The organism is Pelomonas caseinilytica (assembly GCF_021353235.1).
GTDB lineage: Bacteria > Pseudomonadota > Gammaproteobacteria > Burkholderiales > Burkholderiaceae_C > Pelomonas > Pelomonas caseinilytica.
In genome coordinates this window covers 61,968-81,040 of record NZ_JAJTWT010000007.1, presented here as the reverse complement: position 1 = coordinate 81,040, position 19,073 = coordinate 61,968, and the positions used below count along the sequence as shown (strand labels likewise).

The 19,073-nt window shown below is 72.6% G+C and carries 14 protein-coding genes; 5 read left to right on the top strand and 9 right to left on the bottom strand.

Annotated features, from left to right (window positions below; all coding sequences use genetic code 11):
• The first annotated feature begins 103 nt into the window (after window positions 1-103).
• The gene (locus LXT12_RS17125) at window positions 104-718 is read left to right on the top strand and encodes a hemerythrin domain-containing protein (protein WP_233393501.1); all 615 of its coding nucleotides are present in this window, start codon (window positions 104-106) and stop codon (window positions 716-718) included.
• 31 nt (window positions 719-749) lie between these two features.
• On the opposite strand, the gene LXT12_RS17120 is transcribed toward LXT12_RS17125, so the two are convergent.
• Genes LXT12_RS17120 through LXT12_RS17110 form a run of 3 tightly spaced genes read right to left on the bottom strand, consistent with a single transcriptional unit; the run spans window position 750 to window position 4,987 of the window.
• Window positions 750-2,744 carry an acyl CoA:acetate/3-ketoacid CoA transferase gene (locus LXT12_RS17120; protein WP_233393500.1) on the bottom strand — a complete coding sequence of 665 codons (1,995 nt, stop codon included), beginning with the start codon at window positions 2,742-2,744 and terminating at the stop codon, window positions 750-752.
• 26 nt (window positions 2,745-2,770) lie between these two features.
• Window positions 2,771-3,574, bottom strand: coding sequence for a substrate-binding periplasmic protein (locus tag LXT12_RS17115; protein WP_233393499.1), 804 nt, complete (start codon window positions 3,572-3,574; stop codon window positions 2,771-2,773).
• A 27-nt stretch (window positions 3,575-3,601) separates the two neighbouring features.
• Window positions 3,602-4,987, bottom strand: a complete 1,386-nt coding sequence (locus tag LXT12_RS17110) for a GntP family permease (protein ID WP_233393498.1) — start codon at window positions 4,985-4,987, stop codon at window positions 3,602-3,604.
• Between the two features lie 242 nt (window positions 4,988-5,229).
• On the opposite strand from LXT12_RS17110, the gene LXT12_RS17105 reads away from it, so the two are divergent.
• Complete coding sequence (locus tag LXT12_RS17105; protein WP_304622769.1) at window positions 5,230-6,675, top strand: sigma-54 interaction domain-containing protein; 1,446 nt, start codon at window positions 5,230-5,232, stop codon at window positions 6,673-6,675.
• 15 nt (window positions 6,676-6,690) lie between these two features.
• Here the strand turns inward: LXT12_RS17105 and LXT12_RS17100 are convergent, their stop codons facing one another.
• Together LXT12_RS17100 and LXT12_RS17095 are read right to left on the bottom strand one after the other, a co-directional pair.
• Entirely contained in the window at window positions 6,691-9,834 is a 3,144-nt protein-coding gene (locus LXT12_RS17100) for a ligand-binding sensor domain-containing diguanylate cyclase (protein ID WP_233393497.1), read from the bottom strand.
• 89 nt (window positions 9,835-9,923) lie between these two features.
• The gene (locus tag LXT12_RS17095; RefSeq protein ID WP_233393496.1) at window positions 9,924-10,919 is read right to left on the bottom strand and encodes a potassium channel beta subunit family protein; all 996 of its coding nucleotides are present in this window, start codon (window positions 10,917-10,919) and stop codon (window positions 9,924-9,926) included.
• A gap of 98 nt (window positions 10,920-11,017) precedes the next feature.
• On the opposite strand from LXT12_RS17095, the gene LXT12_RS17090 reads away from it, so the two are divergent.
• A complete protein-coding gene (locus LXT12_RS17090; RefSeq protein ID WP_233393495.1) occupies window positions 11,018-12,199 on the top strand; it encodes an FAD-dependent monooxygenase in 1,182 nt (393 codons plus the stop codon).
• 34 nt (window positions 12,200-12,233) lie between these two features.
• Entirely contained in the window at window positions 12,234-12,863 is a 630-nt protein-coding gene (locus LXT12_RS17085) for a hypothetical protein (RefSeq protein ID WP_233393494.1), read from the top strand.
• A gap of 7 nt (window positions 12,864-12,870) precedes the next feature.
• Here LXT12_RS17085 and LXT12_RS17080 read toward each other — a convergent pair whose 3' ends face one another.
• Window positions 12,871-13,881: a tripartite tricarboxylate transporter substrate binding protein gene (locus LXT12_RS17080; RefSeq protein WP_233393493.1), complete on the bottom strand. Its 1,011-nt coding sequence runs from the start codon at window positions 13,879-13,881 to the stop codon at window positions 12,871-12,873.
• A gap of 97 nt (window positions 13,882-13,978) precedes the next feature.
• Here LXT12_RS17080 and LXT12_RS17075 point away from each other — a divergent pair, with 97 nt between their 5' ends.
• A complete protein-coding gene (locus LXT12_RS17075; protein ID WP_233393492.1) occupies window positions 13,979-15,229 on the top strand; it encodes a glutamate-5-semialdehyde dehydrogenase in 1,251 nt (416 codons plus the stop codon).
• A 91-nt stretch (window positions 15,230-15,320) separates the two neighbouring features.
• Here LXT12_RS17075 and LXT12_RS17070 read toward each other — a convergent pair whose 3' ends face one another.
• The 3 genes from LXT12_RS17070 to LXT12_RS17060 form a co-directional block, all read right to left on the bottom strand.
• Window positions 15,321-16,001, bottom strand: a complete 681-nt coding sequence (locus tag LXT12_RS17070; RefSeq protein WP_233393491.1) for a glutathione S-transferase family protein — start codon at window positions 15,999-16,001, stop codon at window positions 15,321-15,323.
• A 72-nt stretch (window positions 16,002-16,073) separates the two neighbouring features.
• Window positions 16,074-17,015, bottom strand: coding sequence for a complex I NDUFA9 subunit family protein (locus LXT12_RS17065; RefSeq protein ID WP_233393490.1), 942 nt, complete (start codon window positions 17,013-17,015; stop codon window positions 16,074-16,076).
• Window positions 17,012-19,030 (bottom strand): lytic transglycosylase domain-containing protein, encoded by a 2,019-nt coding sequence (locus LXT12_RS17060; RefSeq protein WP_233393489.1) that lies wholly within the window; start codon window positions 19,028-19,030, stop codon window positions 17,012-17,014. Before LXT12_RS17060 ends, LXT12_RS17065 begins: the two co-directional genes overlap by 4 nt.
• Window positions 19,031-19,073: the final 43 nt, after the last annotated feature.

Below are 19,073 nucleotides of genomic sequence, written 5' to 3'. Positions count from 1 at the left end.
TGAGGGGAAAAACCAGGGATTTTACGGGGGGCGCGTGACCGAAGATCCGGTGGAGTTGATCCAGAGCAAGGACCGGCCTGCGATGCCGCGCGACGCTTGCATCATGTCTGTCTCGCCCATGCCACTGGCCGTGCGCGTCATCCGCGCCGAGCACGACGCCCTGGCCGCCATGTTGCGGACCTTGCCGTTGCTGCTGGACGCCCATCGCCGCGCCAGCGCCCTGCCGGACTTCGGCGCGCTGAGGGCCATGCTGTTCTACGTCGACGAGTTCCCGGAGCGGCTGCACCACCGCAAGGAGAGCGAGCTGCTCTTTCCCAAGCTGCGCGCGCGGGCGCCGGCCCTGCGCGATACGCTGGACGACCTGGAGGGCGACCACGCCCAGGGCGAGCGCTCCATCCGCGAGCTGCAGCACAGCCTGCTCGCCTGGGAGCAGATGGGCGAGCCGCGACGCGAGAAGTTCGAGCACCAGCTGCAGCTCTACTCGGCGCGCTACCTGCGCCACATGAGGCGCGAGGAGACCGAGGTGCTGCCGCGCGCGGCGGCCGTGTTCGACGCCGACGACTGGGCCGAGCTGGACGAGGCCTTCGGCAGCCACCAGGACCCGCTCGCCCCGCGACCCGGCCAGGCGGTGGACGAAGCCTACGCACCGCTGCGCCAGCGCATCCTGGCGGCCCTGCCGGCCCCGCTGGGATGGGGGCCGGCGCTGCCGACGATCTGAGGTTCGGGCCGCGCGGCCGCCAGCGCGGCCGTCAGCGCGGCTCGCGCAGCAGCTCGGCCCTGGCCTCGGCCTCCGACTCGAAGATGTGGGGCGCCACGGCGCGGCGGGCCAGCGCGTCGCCGAGCTTGGCGCGCATGAAGGCGCTGGTCGTGAAGCGGGTCACGCCGAGGTAGTAGCGCTCCACCACGTCCCTGACCATGTCGGCATAGGCCTCCTCGACCTCGCGGTCCAGCACGAAGCCCTCGTAGTTGACGATGGCATGGACCTTGTGGCCCAGCGGCTCGCACAGCGCCCGCACGTGCTCGCGCACGGCCTCCACCTGCGCGGCCGACTTCAGCTCCAGCCGCTCGAAGTTCAGGAAGAGCACGTTCAGCCCGGCGTCGTAGAGGAAGCGGGCCTCCAGCGGCAGGCGCAGCACGTCCTCGCGCAGGCCCATGGGGTCGGGTCTGAAGATGCGCTCGTCCATGAGGCGGGGTTGGCGGACGATGGGCGCGAAGTCCATGCGGTCGAGGATGTCGCGCTGGATGTCGATGCCCGGCGCCACCTCGACCAGCTCGACGCCCTCTTGCGTCAGCCGGAAGACGCAGCGCTCGGTCACGTAGAGCACGGGCTTGCCTTCGGCGGCGGCGTGCGGGCCGGAGAAGGTGCGGTGCTCGACCTGGTCGACGAACTTGCGGGCCTGCCCCTCCATCGCGATGGCGAGCCGGCCGTCGGCCACGTCCAGCCTGAGGCCACCGGTGGTGAAGGTGCCGACGAAGACCACCTGCTTGGCGTTCTGGCTGATGTTGATGAAGCCGCCGGCGCCGGCCAGGCGCGGGCCGAACCGGGAGACGTTCAGGTTGCCGTCGCGGTCGGCCTGCGCCAGGCCGAGGAAGGCGATGTCCAGGCCGCCGCCGTCATAGAAGTCGAACTGGTAGGGCTGGTCGATCACCGCCGCGGCGTTGGTGGCGGCGCCGAAGTTCAGGCCGCCCGCCGGCACGCCGCCGATGACGCCGGGTTCGGCCGTCAGCGTCAGCAGGTCGAGGATGCCCTCCTCGTGGGCGACGCTGGCCACGCCCTCGGGCATGCCGATGCCCAGGTTGACGACGGCGTTGGGGCGCAGCTCCATCGCGGCGCGCCGGGCGATGATCTTGCGCTCGCTCATGCGCATGGCCTCGATGGCGCCGGCCGGCACGCGCAGCTCCGAGGCGAAGGCGGCGCTGTAGCCCGTCGCGAAGGTCTGCGGGTGGTGGTGGGGCTGGGCGACGACCACGCAGTCGACCAGGATGCCGGGGATCTTGACCTGGCGCGGGTGCAGGCTGCCGCGCTCGGCGATGCGCTCGACCTGGGCGATGACCAGGCCGCCGGAGTTGCGGGCCGCCATCGCGATGGAGAGCACCTCCAGGGTCAGCGCCTCGCGTTCCATGGTGATGTTGCCGTCGGGGTCGGCCGTGGTGCCGCGCACGATGCCCACGTCGATGGGGAAGGCCCTGTAGAAGAGGTAGTCGCGGCCGTCCAGCGTCATCAGCTCGACGAGGTCCTGCGTGGTGCGCTCGTTGAGCTTGCCGCCGCCGTGGCGCGGGTCGACGAAGGTGCCCAGGCCGACGCGCGACAGGTGGCCGGGCTTGCCGGCGGCGATGTCGCGGAAGAGGTGGGTGATGACGCCCTGCGGCAGGTTGTAGGCCTCGATCTGGTTGCCCACGGCGAGCTGCTGCAGGCCGGGCACCAGGCCCCAGTGGCCGCCGATCACGCGCCGCACCAGCCCGGCATGGGCCAGGTGGTTGAGGCCGCGCGTCTTGCCGTCGCCCTGGCCGGCCGCGTAGACCAGGGTCAGGTTGCGCGGCTTGCCGATGCCCGGCAGCGGCTCGTCCGCGGCGGTGTAGAGCTCCTCGAGGGCGACGGCGATCTCCTCGGCGAAGCCGATGCCGACGAAGCCGCCGGTGGCCACCGTGTCGCCGTCGCGAATGAGGCGCACGGCCTCCGCCGCCGAGACGACCTTGCCCGCCTGGCGGGCCTGGGCGCTGCCCAGCATGTGCCGGTTCTTCATGGACGCTCCCCGGGCGCGCGATGCGCTCAGTTGAAGGGTTCTTCGACGATGCGGCGCTTCTCGTCCTCGACCGGGTCGACCCGGGCCTGCTCGTGGCGGCGCCGGATGGCCGCCATCGTGCCGTCGGCCTGCATGGCGGCGAAGGCGGCCTGCCAGCGGCGCGCCTCGGCCTCCGGCAGGCCGCGCGAGGCCGCCAGGTAGAGGTCGGACACGCGCACGACCTGGCCGAACTGCAGCACGTCCAGGTTGCCGCGCACCTCCCGCACCGCGTGCACGACCATGGCGCGCGGCGCCAGCCAGGCGTCGATGCGCCTGTCCTTCAGGCGCCGCGCGTTCATCCATTCCTCCCGCTGCGGCGACACCTTGGTGAAGCCCAGGCCGCGCACCAGGGCCTCGGCCCCGGAGCTGAGCAGCACGCCCACCGGACGGTCTTTCACCCGCGACAGGTCGGCGACGTCCACGCCCGCCGCGCCGACGAGCACCAGGTCGTCGCTCAGCACCTTGACCATCCAGAGGTAGTGGTCCTCGCGCTCGGGCGAGCGCGTCAGCGCCAGGATGCCGACGTTGGGCTCGGTCCGGGCGATCTCCTGGGCGCGGAACCAGGGCATGTACTCGATGCGGCCTGAATGGCCCACGCGCCGCGCCATCTCGACGACGGCATCGTGCACGATGCCGCGCCCCGGGCCGGGCTGCTCGGAGACCGAGCCCGAAGGCACCTGGTAGGTGTAGGGCGGCAGCTCGGCCGCGAGCAGGCGCAGCTCGCGCTGGGCGCGGGCCGGCAGGGCGGCCAGCAGCGTGGCGGCCAGGAGGAGCAAGGGCAGGCGGCGCATGGCGGGTCCTTTCGGCGCGGGGCGGAGTCAGAACACGCCGACCGTCAGGTACAGGCCCAGCACCAGCAGGCTGGCCGAGAAGGCCGTCAGGCTGCCGACCATGAAGAGGTCGAAGTAGGACTGCCGATGGGTCAGCTTGCAGATGGCCAGCAGGGTGATGACGGCGCCGTTGTGCGGCAGGATGTCCATGGCCGCCGAGCCCATGGCGGCGATGCGGTGCATGATCTCCGGGTTGATGTGGGCCGCCTCGGCCGCCTTGGCGTAGTACTCGCCCATGGCGCCCAGGGCCAGGCTCATGCCGCCCGAGGCGGAGCCGGTCATGGCGGCCAGCACGGTCACCACCAGCCACAGCGAGATGACGGGGTCGGACGCCAGCGACTTGAGCCCCTCGCGCACGATGGCGAAGGCCGCCAGCGCCGCGATGACGGCGCCGTAGCCCACCTCCGAGGCCGTGTTGGCCATGGGCAGCAGGGAGCCCAGCGTGCCGGCGTTGATGGCGCCCGCCAGGTCGGCGATGCGGCGCCGGTTCATCAGCACGATGGCGACGATGGCCGTCGCCATGGCCCCGACGATGGCCCAGATCGCCAGCACCTTCTTGAGGTCGACGTTCTTGAACTTGGCCGTGGCGAGGTAGCTGTGGTCGAAGGCCGGGATGACGAACTTGGACAGCAGGAAGTTCAGCGCGATGACGAGCAGGATGGGGGTCAGCGCGACGGCGAAGCCAGGCAGGTTGCGGGTGTCGACGGCGGGGTGGTCCTCGGCATGATCGCCATAGCCTTCGCCCTGGCGGGCCGCGGCCTGGGCTCGGCGGTTGAGCCAGAACATGCCGCTGGCGAACATGAAGACCGCCGCCACCAGGCCCATGCCGGGCGCGGCGTAGATGCTGGTCTTGAAGAAGGGGATGGGGATGGCGTTCTGGATGGCCGGCGTGCCCGGCAGCGCCACCATGGTGAAGGTGAAGCTGCCCAGGCCGATGGCCGCGGGGATGAGGCGCTTGGGGATGCCGGCCTCGCGGAACAGCGAGGCCGCGATCGGGTAGACCGAGAAGGCGACGACGAAGAGCGACACGCCGCCGTAGGTCAGCAGGGCGCAGGCCAGCACCACGGCGAGAATGGCTCGCTTCGGGCCCACCCAGGCGACGATGCGGTGGGCGATGGCGCGGGCCGAGCCGGATTCGTCCATCAGCTTGCCGAACACCGCACCGAGCAGGAAGAGCGGGAAGTAGGTCGCGAAGTAGGAGCCCAGCGCGGGCATGTAGATCTGGGTGTAGCTGCCGAGCACCGGCAGGTCGCCCCAGTTGAAGAGGATGGCCACCGTGGCGCAGATCGGCGCCACGAAGATGACGTTCCAGCCGCGTTCTGCCAGGTAAATCAGCAGCGCCAGCGAGGCGAAGATGCCGAGGATGCCGACCATGGTTGTCTCCTGTGTCGATGTCGTTTGCGGCCAGGAGCGCAAGGGGCGTGCCAGCGCCGGGGCGCGGGCGGCCACGGGTGCCGGCCGGGCCGGCTTTTCCCGGGAGCGCGGGGTGCGGCGAGGGGCCGACCGTAGAATTTGCCGATGGGCACACGGGACGTCACGTGTCCATGGAACAAGACAGCCGTCCCGCAGCCCGGACACCCATGCCGGGCGCAGGAGGCGGCGTCATGGAGACAGACATGCACCCCAGGCCGGTGAAGCCAGCGCCCTCGGCTGCGGATGCCGAGGGTTCGGCGGCTGCGGTGCGGGCCCTCGCGATGAAGTCCCTCTTCGAGCGCCTCGAGGCCCTCTGCGAGGGCGCGATCGCCGTGGACCGCGACGCCAACATCAGCTGGATGAACGACAAGTACGCCCGGCGCTTCGGCCTGGCGAGCGCGACCGAGGCCGTCGGCCGTCCCATCGAGGACGTCATCCCCGGCAGCCGCATGCCGGAGGTGGTGCGCACCGGTGCCCCCATCGTGCTGGACATCATGGTGCTGGCCGGCCAGCACTGCGTCGTCACCCGCATGCCGCTGGTGGACGAGGCGGGCGTGCTCGTGGGCGCCGTCGGCTTCGTGCTCTACGACCGCGTCGAGGGCCTCAAGCCCCTGCTGGACAAGGTGGCCCAGCTGCAGGTGCGGCTCACGGCCGCCGAGCGCGAGCTGTCGGAAAGCCGGCGCGCCCGCTACAGCCTCGCGGCCTTTCTCGGCGTGTCCGCGGCGGCGGCCGAGGTCAAGCGGCTGGCGCGGCGCGCCGCCTCGCAGGACGCCACCGTGCTGCTGACCGGCGAGACCGGCACCGGCAAGGAACTGCTGGCCCACGCCATCCACAACCTCTCGCCGCGGGCCGAGCGGCCCTTCGTCGGCGTCAACGCCGCGGCCATCCCCGAGGCCCTGCTCGAGGCCGAACTCTTCGGCGCCGCTGCCGGCGCCTACACCGGGGCCGACCGGCGCGGGCGCGACGGCAAGTTCAAGCTGGCCGACGGCGGCACCCTCTTCCTCGACGAAGTCGGCGACATGCCCCTGCCCCTGCAGGCCAAGCTGCTGCGTGTGCTGCAGGAGCGCGAGATCGAGCCGCTGGGCGCCAACCGGCTGCTGCGCATCGACGTGCGCGTCATCGCCGCCACCAGCGTCGACCTGGCGGCCCGCGTGGCCGACGGGCGCTTCCGCGCCGACCTCTACTACCGGCTCAACGTGCTGGAACTGGCCGTGCCGCCGCTGCGCAGCCGGCTCGAAGACCTGCCCGTGCTGGCCGAGCACATCCTCGACGACATCGGCGCGCGCACCGGCCAGCCGCTGGAGCTCGACGACGACGCCCTGCTGCCCCTGCTGCGCCACCGCTGGCCGGGCAATGTGCGCGAACTGCGCAACGTGCTGGAGCGGGCCGTGATGGTGGGCGAGGGCAGCCGCCTGTCGGCCCAGCAGGTGATGCGGGCCCTGCCGGCCGGGCCCGCGCCGGGCCGCGAGGCCGAAGCCCCCTCATCCGGCGAGGTGGCCAGCCTGCGCCGCGTGATCGCCGATGCCGAGCGCGGCGCCATCCAGGCTGCCCTGGCCGCCACCGGCGGCAACAAGCTGGCCGCCGCCCAGGCCCTGGGCATCTCGCGCGCGGCCTTCTATCAAAAGCTCGCCCAGCTCGGCCTGGGCTGAAGCCCGGCGCCCGCCTCAGCCCGCCTTCGCTTGCGCCGCCTGCGAGCTGGCCAGGGTCAGCCGGCCGGTCGCCACCCATTCGTCGAGGCGGCGGCGGGCATCCTGGCGCAGGGCCTCGTCGCTGTCGGCCTCGGCCTCGAGCAGCCCGATCCAGGCATTGCGGCCGACCTCCTTGGCCTCGTACAGCGCCGCATCGGCGAGGTCGATGGCGGCGTGCCAGTCCAGCGCCGCCGGGCGCGCGGGGCAGAGCGGGAAGGCCGAGAAGCCCACGGAGCAGGTCAGCGCCAGGCGGTAGCCGCCCTCCAGGTCGAAGGGCTGGGCCGCCACGGCGTGCCGGGCCCGCTCGGCCAGCTCGGCGGCGCGGCGGCGCGGCGTGCCGCGGGCGACGATGAGGAACTCCTCGCCGCCCCAGCGCACGAGGTAGTCGGTGGCGCGGAAGACCAGGTCCAGCCGGCCGCGCATCTGCTCCAGCACCGCGTCGCCGGCCATGTGGCCGTGGGCGTCGTTGATGCGCTTGAAGTGGTCGATGTCGATCAGGAAGAAGAGCAGGTCCTGCTCGTGGTCCGCATGGCCGGCGGGCGTCTCGTAGTGGCGCAGCGTCAGTGCCACGTCGGCCGGCATCTGGCGGTCCAGGAAGCGGCGGTTGCGCAGGCCCGTCAGCGGGTCGGTCAGGCTGGCCTCCTCCAGCTCCACGGACTTGCGGTGCAGCTCGTCGGTCGCCGCCTCCAGCGCCTCGGTGCGCTCGCGCACGCGGGCCTCCAGCACGCGGCGGTGGCGCAGCAGCAGCCGGGTGCGCATGTTGACGATGCCCATCACGGCCAGGCCGCAGGCGACGACGGCCAGGGCCATGGCCCAGGGCGACTGCCACCAGGCGGCGCGCACGTCCACCTCCAGCAGCAGCTCGTGGGGGCTCCAGGCGCCGTCGCGGTTGCTGCCCTGCACGTGCAGCCTGTAGTGGCCCGGCGAGAGGTTGGTGTAGGTGGCCGTGCGGCTCAGGGCGCCGGCGTTGATCCAGCCGGGGTCCAGGCCTTCGAGCCGGTAGCGGTAGCGGTTGCGGCCCGGCTGGCTGTAGTCCAGCGAGGCGAAGGCGAGGCTGAAGGCCCGCTCGCCGGGCGCGAGCACGAGGGTGTTGGCGCCCGCGGGCAGGGCGCGCTCCTCGCCGTCCACGCGCAGCTCCGAGACGACCAGCGGCGGCTTGAAGCCCCAGGGGGAGAAGCGCTCGGGGTCGATGACGAGCAGGCCGCGGGCGCCGCCGAAGAGCATGCGGCCGTCGTCGAGCCTGGCGTAGGCGCGGAACCAGCCGGTGCCGAGGTCGGCGCCGTCGGCCGCGCCCAGCTCGCGGCGCTCGCCGCTGCCGGGGTCGTACATGTTGCGCTGCGACCAGATGCGGCCCTGCTTGTCGAAAAGCAGGTTGGCGCCGAAGGCCCCGCCCACGTCCGAGGCGGCGACGGCCTCGAAGCGGGCGCGCTTGCCGTCGCTGTCGAGCATGCGGTGCAGGCCGGTGCCGGTGTCCACCCACAGCCGCCCGGCCAGGTCGACGGCCATGCCCAGCACCGTCTGGCCGGTCAGGCCCTGGGACTCCACCCACTGCGCCACCGGCTCGGCCGCCTCGGGGTGGGCGACGCGCAGCAGGCCGGCCGCACCACCGGCCCACAGGCTGCCGTCCGGCAGCAGGGCGAAGGCATTCACCTCGCCGGTGCCGCCGGCGAGGCCGGCCGTCGGGACGGGTCGCATCTGCGGGCGCTCTGGCGTCCAGCGCATGACGCCGTCCAGCGTGGCGATCCAGAGCGCGCCGTCGGCCGTGGCCTGGAAGCGGCGCGGCACGGCATTGCCGCTGCGCAGCGTCTCCTTCCAGCGGCCCTGGGCGTCGAAGCGCAGCAGCTGAGTGTCCACGGCGACCCAGACGGAGCCGTCCCGGGTCTGGCCGAGGGCGTTGACGCGCCCCGGCGGCAGGCCGCCGTTGCCTGGCACGATCTGGCCCAGCGGCTGCAGCTGGCGGTCGCGGCGCTCGATGCCGCCCGAGAGCAGGCCCAGCCACACCTCGCCATTGCTCAGCTGCAGGATGCTGCGCACGTCCAGTACCGCGGGCGCCGCCCCCATGGCCTCGCGCACCATGGACAGGCCGGGCAGCGAGGGCACGTGCCGCATCAGGCCGCCGCCATAACTGCCGGCCCAGATGGTGCCGGACGGATCGCGCATCAGCGCCCGCACGTCGCTGCGCGGGGCGGTGCCGGCACCGGCGCCGTTGGCCGGCAGGCGTTCGATGAGGCTGCCGTCGCTGGCGCGGCGGCGTGACAGGCCCGAGGCGTCGCCGAACCAGAGTTCGTCGGCATCGGGCTGGGCCATGGCCATCACGGGCCACACCCCGGAGGTGGCGCCGGGCAGGGCGCCCGGGCTGAAGGGCAGGACCTGGCCGCTAGGCGAGAGGGCTCGCAACTGGCCCTGGGCCGTGCCGGCGATGATGCGGCCGTCCAGCGTCTCGGCCAGCAACGTGACGAGCTGGTCGGACAGGCCGACGTCCAGCGTCTCGATGGCGCCCTCGGGCGTCTTGCGCGCCAGGCCCCGCCAGGTGCCTATCCACAGCGTGCCCTCGCGGTCGACGAGCAGGGTCTGCACGCGCGGATCGGGCAGGCCATCGTCGCGGCCGCGGTGGTGGGTGAAGCGCTCGCGGGCGACGTCGAAGCGGTCCAGGCCGCCGCTGCCGCCGATCCAGAGCGTGCCGTCCTTCTCCAGCGCCAGGGCGCGCACGGTGTTGGCGGCAGGAGCGGTCTCGTCGGCCGAGCGGCCATCGCGCGCCCAGCGCGACCAGCGGCCGGTGGCGGTGTCCATGCGCACGAGGCCGCTGTTGCCGGCGGCCACCCAGATCCAGCCGCGCGGGTCGGGCAGCATGGCGCGCACGAACTGCTCGGGCAGTAGCTGGCCGTCGGGGCTGCTGAGGGGATAGCGGCGGAAGGCGTAGCCGTCGAAGCGCAGCACGCCCTCGGGCGAGCCGGCCCAGAGCAGGCCACGGGAGTCCTGGGCCAGGGCCGAGACGACGTTGTCGCGCACGGCTCCCGGCTCGCCGATGGACTCGAAGCGCGGCACCACGGCCTGCGCTCCCGTGGCCAGCCCCGCGGCGATCAGCAGGGTTGCGTACCCTTTTGTTATGAGGACCCTCATGCCGGCATTCTCGGGCAGACGCGGTCACCGGCCTGCCGGGTCTTGCCCTCAGGGGATGTGAATCATTCCCTCCCCTGCGCCGCGGCGCCTCACTGGGCCAGCGGCTTGGTGGCGGCGTCGATGCGCTCCAGCACCTCGGGCGTGAGCTTGGGCGTGACGGCCAGGGCGCCGAGGTTGTCCTGCAGCTGCTCCAGCCGGCTGGCGCCCAGGATGACGGTGGAAACGCGCGGGTTGCGGTTGATCCAGGCGATGGCCAGCTGGGCGGTGCTGCATCCCAGTTCGCGCGCAATCCCGGCCAGCTGCTCGACGGCGTCGTTGCGCGCCTTGTCCTGCAGCTGTTCGCGCATCCAGCCCATGTTCTCCAGCGCGCCGCGGCTGCCGGGCGGGATGCCGTGGCGGTACTTGCCCGTCAGCAGGCCCGAGGCCAGCGGGCTCCAGGTGGTCAGGCCCAGGCCGATGTCCTCGTAGAGCCGCGCGTACTCCTGCTCCACCCGGCGGCGGTGGAAGAGGTGGTATTGCGGCTGCTCGACGACGGGCTTGTGCAGGTGGTGGCGTTCGGCGATCTCCCAGGCGGCGCGGATGTCGCCGGCGCTCCATTCGCTGGTGCCCCAGTAGAGGGCCTTGCCCTGGCGGATGATGTCGCTCATCGCCCAGACGGTCTCCTCGATGGGGGTGTTGGGGTCGGCGCGGTGGCAGTAGATCAGGTCCAGGTGCTCGAGCTGCAGGCGCTTGAGCGAGCCGTCCACCGCCTGCATCAGGTATTTGCGGTTGAGGGTGTCCTTGCGGTTGACGGTCGTAACGCCATCCCGAGAACCTTTGCCTTGAAGGCCCCAGAAGAACTTGCTGGAGACGATGTAGTCCAGGCGGTTCCAGCCCAGGGTCTTGAAGGCCTGGCCCATGACGACCTCGCTCTCGCCCTGGGCGTAGACCTCGGCGTTGTCGAAGAAGTTGATGCCGGCGTCGAAGGCCGCGGCCAGCATCTCGGTGGCGGCCTTGGTGTCGACCTGGTTGTGGTAGGTGACCCAGGAGCCGAGCGAGAGTTCGGAGACCTGGAGGCCGGCACGGCCGAGGCGGCGGTATTGCATGGAGCGGTCCTGTGATGAAGCTGGGGAGGCGGAGGCCGGCAGCTTAAGCGCGCCGCGCCGCCCCGGGTATCGTTGGGGTCTGTCCACCGTCTCGTCCCATGAATCTCGCCGTCATCGGCGCCGGCCCCGCGGGGCTGGCCCTCGCCCTCCTGGCCGCCGAGCGCCTGCCTGGCGTCGGCATCCATCTGTTCGACACCCGGCCGCTCGACCGCGACGTCAGCGGCGACGCCCGCACGCTGGCCCTCAACCTCGGCAGCATCCGGTTGCTGCAGCGCCTGGGCGCCTGGCGGCCCGAGGCGGCCCAGGCCATCCAGACGGTGCACGTCAGCCAGGCGCCGCCTTCGCCGGTGGCCGGCGAGGTGTGGCTGCGCGCCACCGAACTGGGCGTGCCGCAGCTGGGTGCCGTGCTGCCCTACGGCGCCCTGGTGGCGCCGCTGCAGCAGCGCTGGCTCGAAGCCGCCACGCGCGAGCCCCAGCGCCTGGCCACGCGCTTCGGCACGGCGGTGCACGCCATCCGCCCGGCGGCCGGCGGGGTCGAACTCGACTGCGGCGAAGGCCCGGTGGTCGAGGGCTTCGACCTGGCGGTGGTGGCCGAGGGCGGCGTCTTCGCCGAGCAGGACCGCAAGGCCCTCACCAGCGACTACCGCCAGAACGCCTGGGTCGGCACGGTGCGCCTCGCGCCGCCGGGCCTGCGTGGCCTGGCCATCGAGCGCTTCACCCGCAATGGCCCGCTCGCGCTGCTGCCCCTGCCCGACGACGCCGACGGCCCGCGCGCGGCCCTGGTGTGGTGCCTGCCGCAGGCGGAGGACGACATCGCCGCGCTCAGCGACGCCCAGCGCCTGGCCGTCATCCAGCAGCAACTGCCCGCCGTGGCCGGCAGGCTGGCCGGCATCTCGCCGCTGAAGTGCTTCGCCCTCGGCCTGAACGCCGAGACGCGGCTGCTGCAGGGCCGGGCGCTGCGCATCGGCAATGCCGCCCAGACGCTGCACCCGGTGGCCGGCCAGGGCCTGAACCTCGGCCTGCGCGACGCCCAGGCCCTGGTGGACGCGCTGCGCGACGCCGCCGAGACCGCCGCGGGCCTGGACGCGGCCCTGGCCCGCATCGACTGGCAGCGCGCGCCCGACCGCTGGCCCATGATCGCCGCCACCGACTTCCTCGCTCGCAGCTTCGCCTGGCGGCTGCCCGGCCTGCCGGCCCTGCGCGGCCTCGCCCTGGCCGGCCTGGAACTGGCCACGCCGGTCAAGCAGGCGCTGGCCCGGCGCATGATGTTCGGTGGTTGAGCTCACTGGACTGCCCGAGAGAAAGAACCCGACGATGCATTCCCTTTGCCGCTCCCTGGCCATGCTGGCGCTGTGCCTCGGCGTGGCCCGGCCCGTGGCCGCGCAGACCGTGCCGCTGATCCCTCCCGGCAAACCCGTCGCCGGCGTGTCGCAGGAGGAGTGGTCCAAGCGCTGGTGGCGCTGGGCCCTGTCCTTCGACGACGAGGACAGCCCCGTGGCCGATCCCGACGGGCGGCTGTGCGCCCATGGCCAGACGGGACCGGTCTGGTTCCTGGCCGGCACCTACGGCACGGCCCGCACGGTGCGCAGTTGCCGCGTGCCGGCCGGCAAGACGCTGTTCTTCCCCCTCGTCAACACCATCACGATGGAGCCGGAGGACGAGGACGAGTCCTGCGCCTCGCTCAAGCAGCGCGCCGCGCAGCTGACACCGGGCACGGCGGCGCTGGTGCTGGAAGTCAACGGCAGGCGCTTCGGCGGCCTGGCCGCACATCGCCAGGCCACGCGTCGCTGCTTCCGCGCCTTCGAGGACGACGAGACCCTGGCCGCGGCCAACGGCTTCTACGTGGCGCTCGGCCCCTTGAAGAAGGGCCGCTACACGCTGAATTTCGGCGGCATCCTGCCCGAGCTGTCCCAGGCCGTGACCTACACGCTGGACGTCGAGTGACGCGAGGCTAGTCTTCCCTCATCTGCGCCGCCTTGGCGATGGGCGCGAGCCGCGCCTTCTCGGCCGCAAGGAACTGGCGGAAGTCCGCGCGGCTGCCGCCCGTGGGGTCGATGGCCAGCGGAATGAGCTTGGCCCGCAGCTCGCTGGACTTGAGCGCCGTGTTCACGGCGGCGTTGAGCTTGTCGAGGATGGCCTCGGGCGTGCCCTTGGGCGCGAACACGCCCGACCAGTGGCCGATGAAGATGTCGGGGAAGCCTTGCTCCTGGGCCGTGGGCACGTCGGGCAGGGCGGCGATGCGGCGGTTCCACGTCGAGGCGATGGCGCGCAGCCGGCCGGCCTTGACCATGGACAGCACGACCGGGCTGGCCTCGGAGGTCGCGTCGACCTGCTTGCCGACCACGGCGGCCATGCCCTCCGAGCCGCTCTTGAAGGGCACGATCTGCAGCTTGGCGCCGGCCCGCAGCTTGAGCATCTCGGCCACGAAATGCGGCGTGCTGCCGGTGCCGGCGGTGGCGAAGTTCAGGCCGTCACCCTTGCGCGAGGCGGCGATCAGGCCCTTGAGGTCCTTGATGGGCGAGTCGGCCGGCACGACGATGACCGAGGGGCTGACGGCCATCATCACGACGGGCACCAGGTCGCCTTCCTCGTAGGGCATGCGCGACTTGATCAGCGCGTTGGTGATGACGCCGGCGGCCGGCGTGAGGAAGGTGTAGCCGTCGGGCGCGGCCTTGGCCACGTAGGCCGAGCCGATGGTGGAGCCGGCGCCCGGCTTGTTCTCGATGACGATGGCCTGGCCGAGCTGGCGCGAGGTGGCCTCGGCGACGGCGCGCGAGACGATGTCGTTGGCGCCGCCGGGCCCGAACGGCACGACGAAGTGGACCGGCTTGTTCGGCCAGGCGTCCTGGGCGAGAGCGGGCCAGGGGGCCAGCGCGCCCAGCCCGGCGCCGAGCAGTTCGCGGCGGCTGAGGGATTCGGGTCCGGTGAAGCCGGCTTGTGCGTTCCGCGAAGACGGGGTCATCTAGACGCTCCCGGCCCGGGATGGCGGGCCTGTGCGGCCGATTGTGGGCGATGGCCCGGGCCGCGCGGTGCCCGCCGCCCTCGGTGAAAATCCGCGCATGTCTCTCACCGCCTACATGGACGACCTCGGCCGCGCCGCCCGCGCCGCCGCCACGCAGATGGCCGCCGCCTCGACGGCGGCCAAGAACGCCGCCCTGCTGGCCCTGGCCCGCCGGCTGCGCGAGGCCGGCCCGTCGCTGGCCGACGCCAATACCCGCGACCTCGCGGGCGCCGCCGAGCTCAGCGGCCCGCTGCGCGACCGCCTCAAGCTCGACGCCAGGACCCTCGCGACCGTGGCCGAAGGCTGCGAGCAGATCGCCGCCATGCCCGACCCGATCGGGGAGATCACCGGCGTGAAGCGTCGCCCGAGCGGCATCAGCGTGGGCCAGATGCGCGTGCCGCTGGGCGTGTTCGGCATGATCTACGAGAGCCGTCCCAACGTGACCATCGAGGCGGCGTCGCTGGCCATCAAGAGCGGCAATGCCTGCATCCTGCGCGGCGGCTCGGAGGCCCTGCACTCCAACCTCGCGCTGGCCGAACTGGTGGCCGCGTCGCTGCAGGAGGCCGGCCTGCCGCGCGCGGCCGTGCAGCTCGTCAACACCACCGACCGCGCCGCCGTGGGCCTGCTCATCAGCTCGCCGCAGTGGGTGGACGTCATCATCCCGCGCGGCGGCAAGGGGCTGATCGAGCGCATCAGCGCCGAGGCGCGAGTGCCCGTCATCAAGCACCTGGACGGCAATTGCCACAGCTATGTGGACGAGTTCGTCGACCTCGAACAGGCGGTCAAGGTGGTGGACAACGCCAAGACGCAGAAGTACAGCCCCTGCAACGCGACCGAGTCCCTGCTCGTGCATGCCGCCCAGGCTGCGGCCTTCCTGCCGCTGATGGCGGAGGTCTTCACGGCCAAGGGGGTCGAGATGCGGGGCTGCGAACGCACCCGTGCCCTGCTGCCGGCGGCGGTGCCCGCCAGCGAGGAGGATTGGTCCACCGAATACCTGGCGCCCGTCATCAGCATCAAGGTGGTGGACTCGCTGGACGAGGCCATTCGCCACATCAACCGCTACGGCTCCCACCACACGGACGCCATCCTGACGACCAACCACCCGAACGCCATGCGCTTCCTGCGCGAGGTGGATTCGGCGAGCGTGATGGTCAACGCGAGCACGAGGTTCGCAGACGGCTTCGAGTACGGGCTGGGCGCCGAGATCGGCATCTCCACCGACAAGTTCCACGCCCGCGGGCCGGTGGGGCTGGAAGGGCTCACGTCGATGAAGTGGGTCGTGTTGGGGCAGGGGGAAGTGCGGAGCTGAAGCGGTCCACCGTTGGGTTGGCTTGCTTTTGCCGAGAGCCTTTGCGACTCGGTGCACCGAGCCGGGAGTCCGCCCCGGCGGGCGCGCCGAATCAACGCCCCTGCCGATACGGCTCATCCTCCGGCACGAAGTCCTGCTCCCGCATCGCGTCCGCCACCCAGTCCTCCACCGCCGGATGGGCCAGCAGCGCGTCGCGATACGCTGCCGCCGCTTCCGAAAGCGGCAGGCCGAAGCGGCTCAGCCGCACCGCCACCGGGGCGAAGAAGGCATCCACCGCGCCAAAGGCGCCGAACAGGAAAGGCCCGCCGCTGGCCGCGACCGCCTCGCTCCAGGCCTGGTCCAGCCGCGCCACGTCGGCCCGCAGGGCCTCGTCCTCGGCCCAGAGCTTGCGGCCGATGTCGGGAAAGAAAACCTCGATGTTCATCGGGCAGACGGTGCGCAGCCGCCCGAAGCCGCCATGCATCTCGGCGCACAGGCTGCGTGCCAACGAGCGTGCGCGCGCATCGCGCGGCCAGATGGCGTGTTCGGGATGGCGCTCGGCCACGTACTCGGCGATCGCCACCGTTTCCCACACGGTGAAGCCGTCGTCCTCCACCAGCACCGGCACACGCCGGGTCGGGCTGATGCCGGCGATGACGCGGTGCCATTCCGAGCCCGGGATGAAGTCGAAGCGCAGCTTGACCTCCTCGAAGGGGATGCCGAAGGCGGTCAGCAGCACACCGCTGCGCATGGACCAGGACGAGTAGTTCTTGTTGCCGATGTAGAGCTTCATGGGGCCTCTCAGGTCAGGGCCCCGCAGCTTAGGCGGCGACGAGGGCGGCAGGGATGAGCAATCCGCAACGGATTAATGCCTGGCTCGCCATGCGTCCAGGCGGGCCACGCCGGTTGCCGCGGCGAGATAGGCCGGCAGCACGGCCTCGAGCGACGCGGCCTTGATGCCGAGCTCGGCCAGGCCGGGAAGCCGGCCGCTGGCGGCGTTGGGCACGCTCAGCGAGGCCAGGTTGTCGCGCGACATCAGCGGCTCGCCGGGCAGGCATTCCAGGGCCAGGGCCTGCAGCCAGGCCAGGCCGGGCGGCAGGGGCAGCACACGGCGCTCGCAGCCGGCCAGGCGCCCGGCACGGCGTACCAGCTCGGCCAACGTCATCACCTCGGGGCCGGCGATCTCGTAGACCTGGCCCACGGCCTGCGGCCGCAAGGCCACCTCGACCAGCGCCCGGGCGAGGTCTTCCACCCACACCGGCTGCAGCCGCGCCTGCGCCCCGCCCAGCGGCATCACCGGGAAAAGCCGTTGCAGCCGCGCGAACAGGTTGACGCTGCGGTCGCCCTCGCCGAAGACCAGGGAGGGCCGCACCAGCGTCAGGTCCAGCCCGCCCGTCTGGGCGGCGACCTGCAGCACGGCCTCGCCGGCCGCCTTGCTGCGCAGGTAGCGCGATGGCGCGTGCTCGGCCACGCCCAGGGCGCTGACGTGCACGACGCGGCGCGCGCCCGAGGCGGCGATGCGCCGCGGCAGCTCCACGTGCACGTGCTCGAAGGCGGCGGCACTGCCCTGCAGGATGGCGATGAGGTTGACCACGATGTCCTGCCCGGCGACGAGGGCCGGCAGGTCGCGGAAGACGTCGGCCTGCAGCACCGTCACGCCCGGCAGGGCCTGCACGCTCTGCCCGTGCGGCAGGCGGCGCGTCGGTACGGTGATGCGCGCAGCGCCGCCGAAGCGGCGGGTCAGCTGTTCGCAGAAGGCGCGGCCGACGAAGCCGCTGCCGCCGAGGACGAGGACGGACGGCGTCATGGCGCGGTGTCCGCCGCGGGAGGCGGAATGTCCGCAGGCTCGGCCGCGCGCGCGCCGGCGGGGCCGATGGTGGCGCCCAGGCGCTCGCGCAGCGAGGTGGTGGGCAGGCCGAGCACCTGGGCGTACACGGTGCCGCCCAGCAGCACCTTGCGGACGTAGTCGCGCGTCTCGTTGAAGGGGATGTTCTCGGCCCAGACGGCGGCGTCGACGACCGGGCCGTCGCGCCAGCGGGCCGGGCGGTTGGGGCCGGCGTTGTAGGCGGCCGCAGCCAGGGCCTGGGCGCCGTCGAAGCGGTCCAGCACCAGCTTGAGGTAGCTGGTGCCGATGCGCAGGTTGAAGTCGCGGTCGTGCATCAGGTCGGGGCTGTAGCTCATGCCCACCTTCCTGGCCGTCCACTTGGCGGTGGCCGGCATCACCTGCATCAGGCCGGCGGCGCCGACGTGGGAGCGCGCGTCCAGCACGAAGCGCGACTCCTGGCGGATCAGTCCGTAGACGTAGGCGGCATCCAGCCCCGCCGCCCTGGCCTCGCGCAGCAGTTCGGTGCGGTGGGGCGTGGGGTAGCGCTGGGTGATGTCGATCTCGGTCTTCGTGCGTTCGCTGGTGTTGATGCAGCGGTCCCAGACTTCGCGGTCGCAGGCCTCCTGGGCGGCGGCGAGCAGGGCGCGGTCGCCCATGCCGCGCAGCGTGAAATTCCATTCCCGCACGCCCTCGCCGCGCAGGCCGAGGTCGATGAGCTGCAGGGCGCGCTGCAGGCCGGGCAGGCTGCGCGCGGCGCGGCGCTCCTCGGCCGTGAGCGGCGCGGGCGCGGGCGGCAGCGGCGTGGGCAGGCCGAGGTCTTCGGCGGCCAGGCGGCCGAAGTAGTTGAGCGGCGTGGCGGCCAGGGCGGCCAGCTGGGCGCGCGCAGCCGGAGCGTCACCCTGCAGACGCGTGGCGCGCGCCTTCCAGTAGGCCCAGGCGGGGTCGCGCTGCTCGGTGGCGCTCATGCGCTCGATGGCCTTGAGGGCCGTCGCCGGCCGGCCGGCACGCAGGGCGGCACGGGCCTGCCAGGCCAGGGCGTCGTCGGTCCAGGCGAAGTCGGGCGCCAGCTTGGCGGCACGGTCGAAGGCGGGGAGGGCGTCGTCCTGCAGTTTCATGGCCGACTGGCGGCCGATCTGCACCCACAGCCAGGCCTGCAGGTCGGGCGGCAGGCGGCTCCACTTGTCCTGCAACACGTCGCCGGCCTGGTCGGGGTCGTTGGCGGCGACGCGGGCCAGGGCCAGCGCGGTCAGCTCGGCCTCGGCGCGCGGGCTGCTGCGCGCCTTGCGGGTCAGGTAGCGGCCGGCGTTGTCCTGCAGTTCGGCGAGCTTCTGCTCCAGCGGCTTGGCGTTGAGGAGCATGACGGCCTGGCGCGCGGCGCGCGGCCGGCCCTGCTCGGTGGCCAGTCGGGCCTTGGCCCACAGGGTGTCGGCCTTGAAGAGGCCGGCGTCGACGAAGGCATAGGCGAGCTGGAAGCAGCCGTCGTCGCCGTCCTTCTGCGCCATCCAGGCGGCGCGGGCGGCGTCGACCGTGACCTTGGTGCCGGCGAGGTGGTCGGCCAGCAGGGCGTAGCAGGCCACCTCGCGGTCGTCGCGCATCTGGTAGGCGGCATGGTCGCGGCGGAAGTTGGCCCAGTCGCGGCGGCGCCCCAGCTCCAGCAGCCAGTCGTTGCGCAGCCGGTCCTCGACGTAGCTGCCGGGGTAGCGGGCGTAGAAGGCGTCGAGGTCGGCCTGGCGCAGCTCGGCCAGGCGGGCGTTGAGGTCGAAGTACTCGACCCAGCCGGCCAGCGGGTGGGCCTGGCCGAGGGCGGCGTCGACGAGCGCGGCCAGGCGCTTGCGGTCGCGCTTGACCCAGGCTTCACGGGCCTGCACGGCGAGGTCCGCGTCGGCGGAGGACGTGGGGGCAGGCGCTGCCTGTGCGCCCGGCGCCCACGCCAGGGCGAGGGCCAGCGTCGTCCGGCCCATCCACTGCAAGACCTGCCCGGCCCACTGATTCGACATGACTGGCACGCAGGGAATTTACCCCAGGGACCCGTCGTCCGCT

What these genes read in the sequence shown, in the direction of transcription:
- LXT12_RS17125 (WP_233393501.1), top strand. Translation starts at nt 104, where the DNA reads ATGTCTGTCTCGCCCATGCCACTGGCCGTGCGCGTCATCCGCGCCGAG.
- LXT12_RS17120 (WP_233393500.1), bottom strand. Translation starts at nt 2,744, where the DNA reads ATGAAGAACCGGCACATGCTGGGCAGCGCCCAGGCCCGCCAGGCGGGC.
- LXT12_RS17115 (WP_233393499.1), bottom strand. Translation starts at nt 3,574, where the DNA reads ATGCGCCGCCTGCCCTTGCTCCTCCTGGCCGCCACGCTGCTGGCCGCC.
- LXT12_RS17110 (WP_233393498.1), bottom strand. Translation starts at nt 4,987, where the DNA reads ATGGTCGGCATCCTCGGCATCTTCGCCTCGCTGGCGCTGCTGATTTAC.
- LXT12_RS17105 (WP_304622769.1), top strand. Translation starts at nt 5,230, where the DNA reads ATGCACCCCAGGCCGGTGAAGCCAGCGCCCTCGGCTGCGGATGCCGAG.
- LXT12_RS17100 (WP_233393497.1), bottom strand. Translation starts at nt 9,834, where the DNA reads ATGAGGGTCCTCATAACAAAAGGGTACGCAACCCTGCTGATCGCCGCG.
- LXT12_RS17095 (WP_233393496.1), bottom strand. Translation starts at nt 10,919, where the DNA reads ATGCAATACCGCCGCCTCGGCCGTGCCGGCCTCCAGGTCTCCGAACTC.
- LXT12_RS17090 (WP_233393495.1), top strand. Translation starts at nt 11,018, where the DNA reads ATGAATCTCGCCGTCATCGGCGCCGGCCCCGCGGGGCTGGCCCTCGCC.
- LXT12_RS17085 (WP_233393494.1), top strand. Translation starts at nt 12,234, where the DNA reads ATGCATTCCCTTTGCCGCTCCCTGGCCATGCTGGCGCTGTGCCTCGGC.
- LXT12_RS17080 (WP_233393493.1), bottom strand. Translation starts at nt 13,881, where the DNA reads ATGACCCCGTCTTCGCGGAACGCACAAGCCGGCTTCACCGGACCCGAA.
- LXT12_RS17075 (WP_233393492.1), top strand. Translation starts at nt 13,979, where the DNA reads ATGTCTCTCACCGCCTACATGGACGACCTCGGCCGCGCCGCCCGCGCC.
- LXT12_RS17070 (WP_233393491.1), bottom strand. Translation starts at nt 16,001, where the DNA reads ATGAAGCTCTACATCGGCAACAAGAACTACTCGTCCTGGTCCATGCGC.
- LXT12_RS17065 (WP_233393490.1), bottom strand. Translation starts at nt 17,015, where the DNA reads ATGACGCCGTCCGTCCTCGTCCTCGGCGGCAGCGGCTTCGTCGGCCGC.
- LXT12_RS17060 (WP_233393489.1), bottom strand. Translation starts at nt 19,030, where the DNA reads ATGTCGAATCAGTGGGCCGGGCAGGTCTTGCAGTGGATGGGCCGGACG.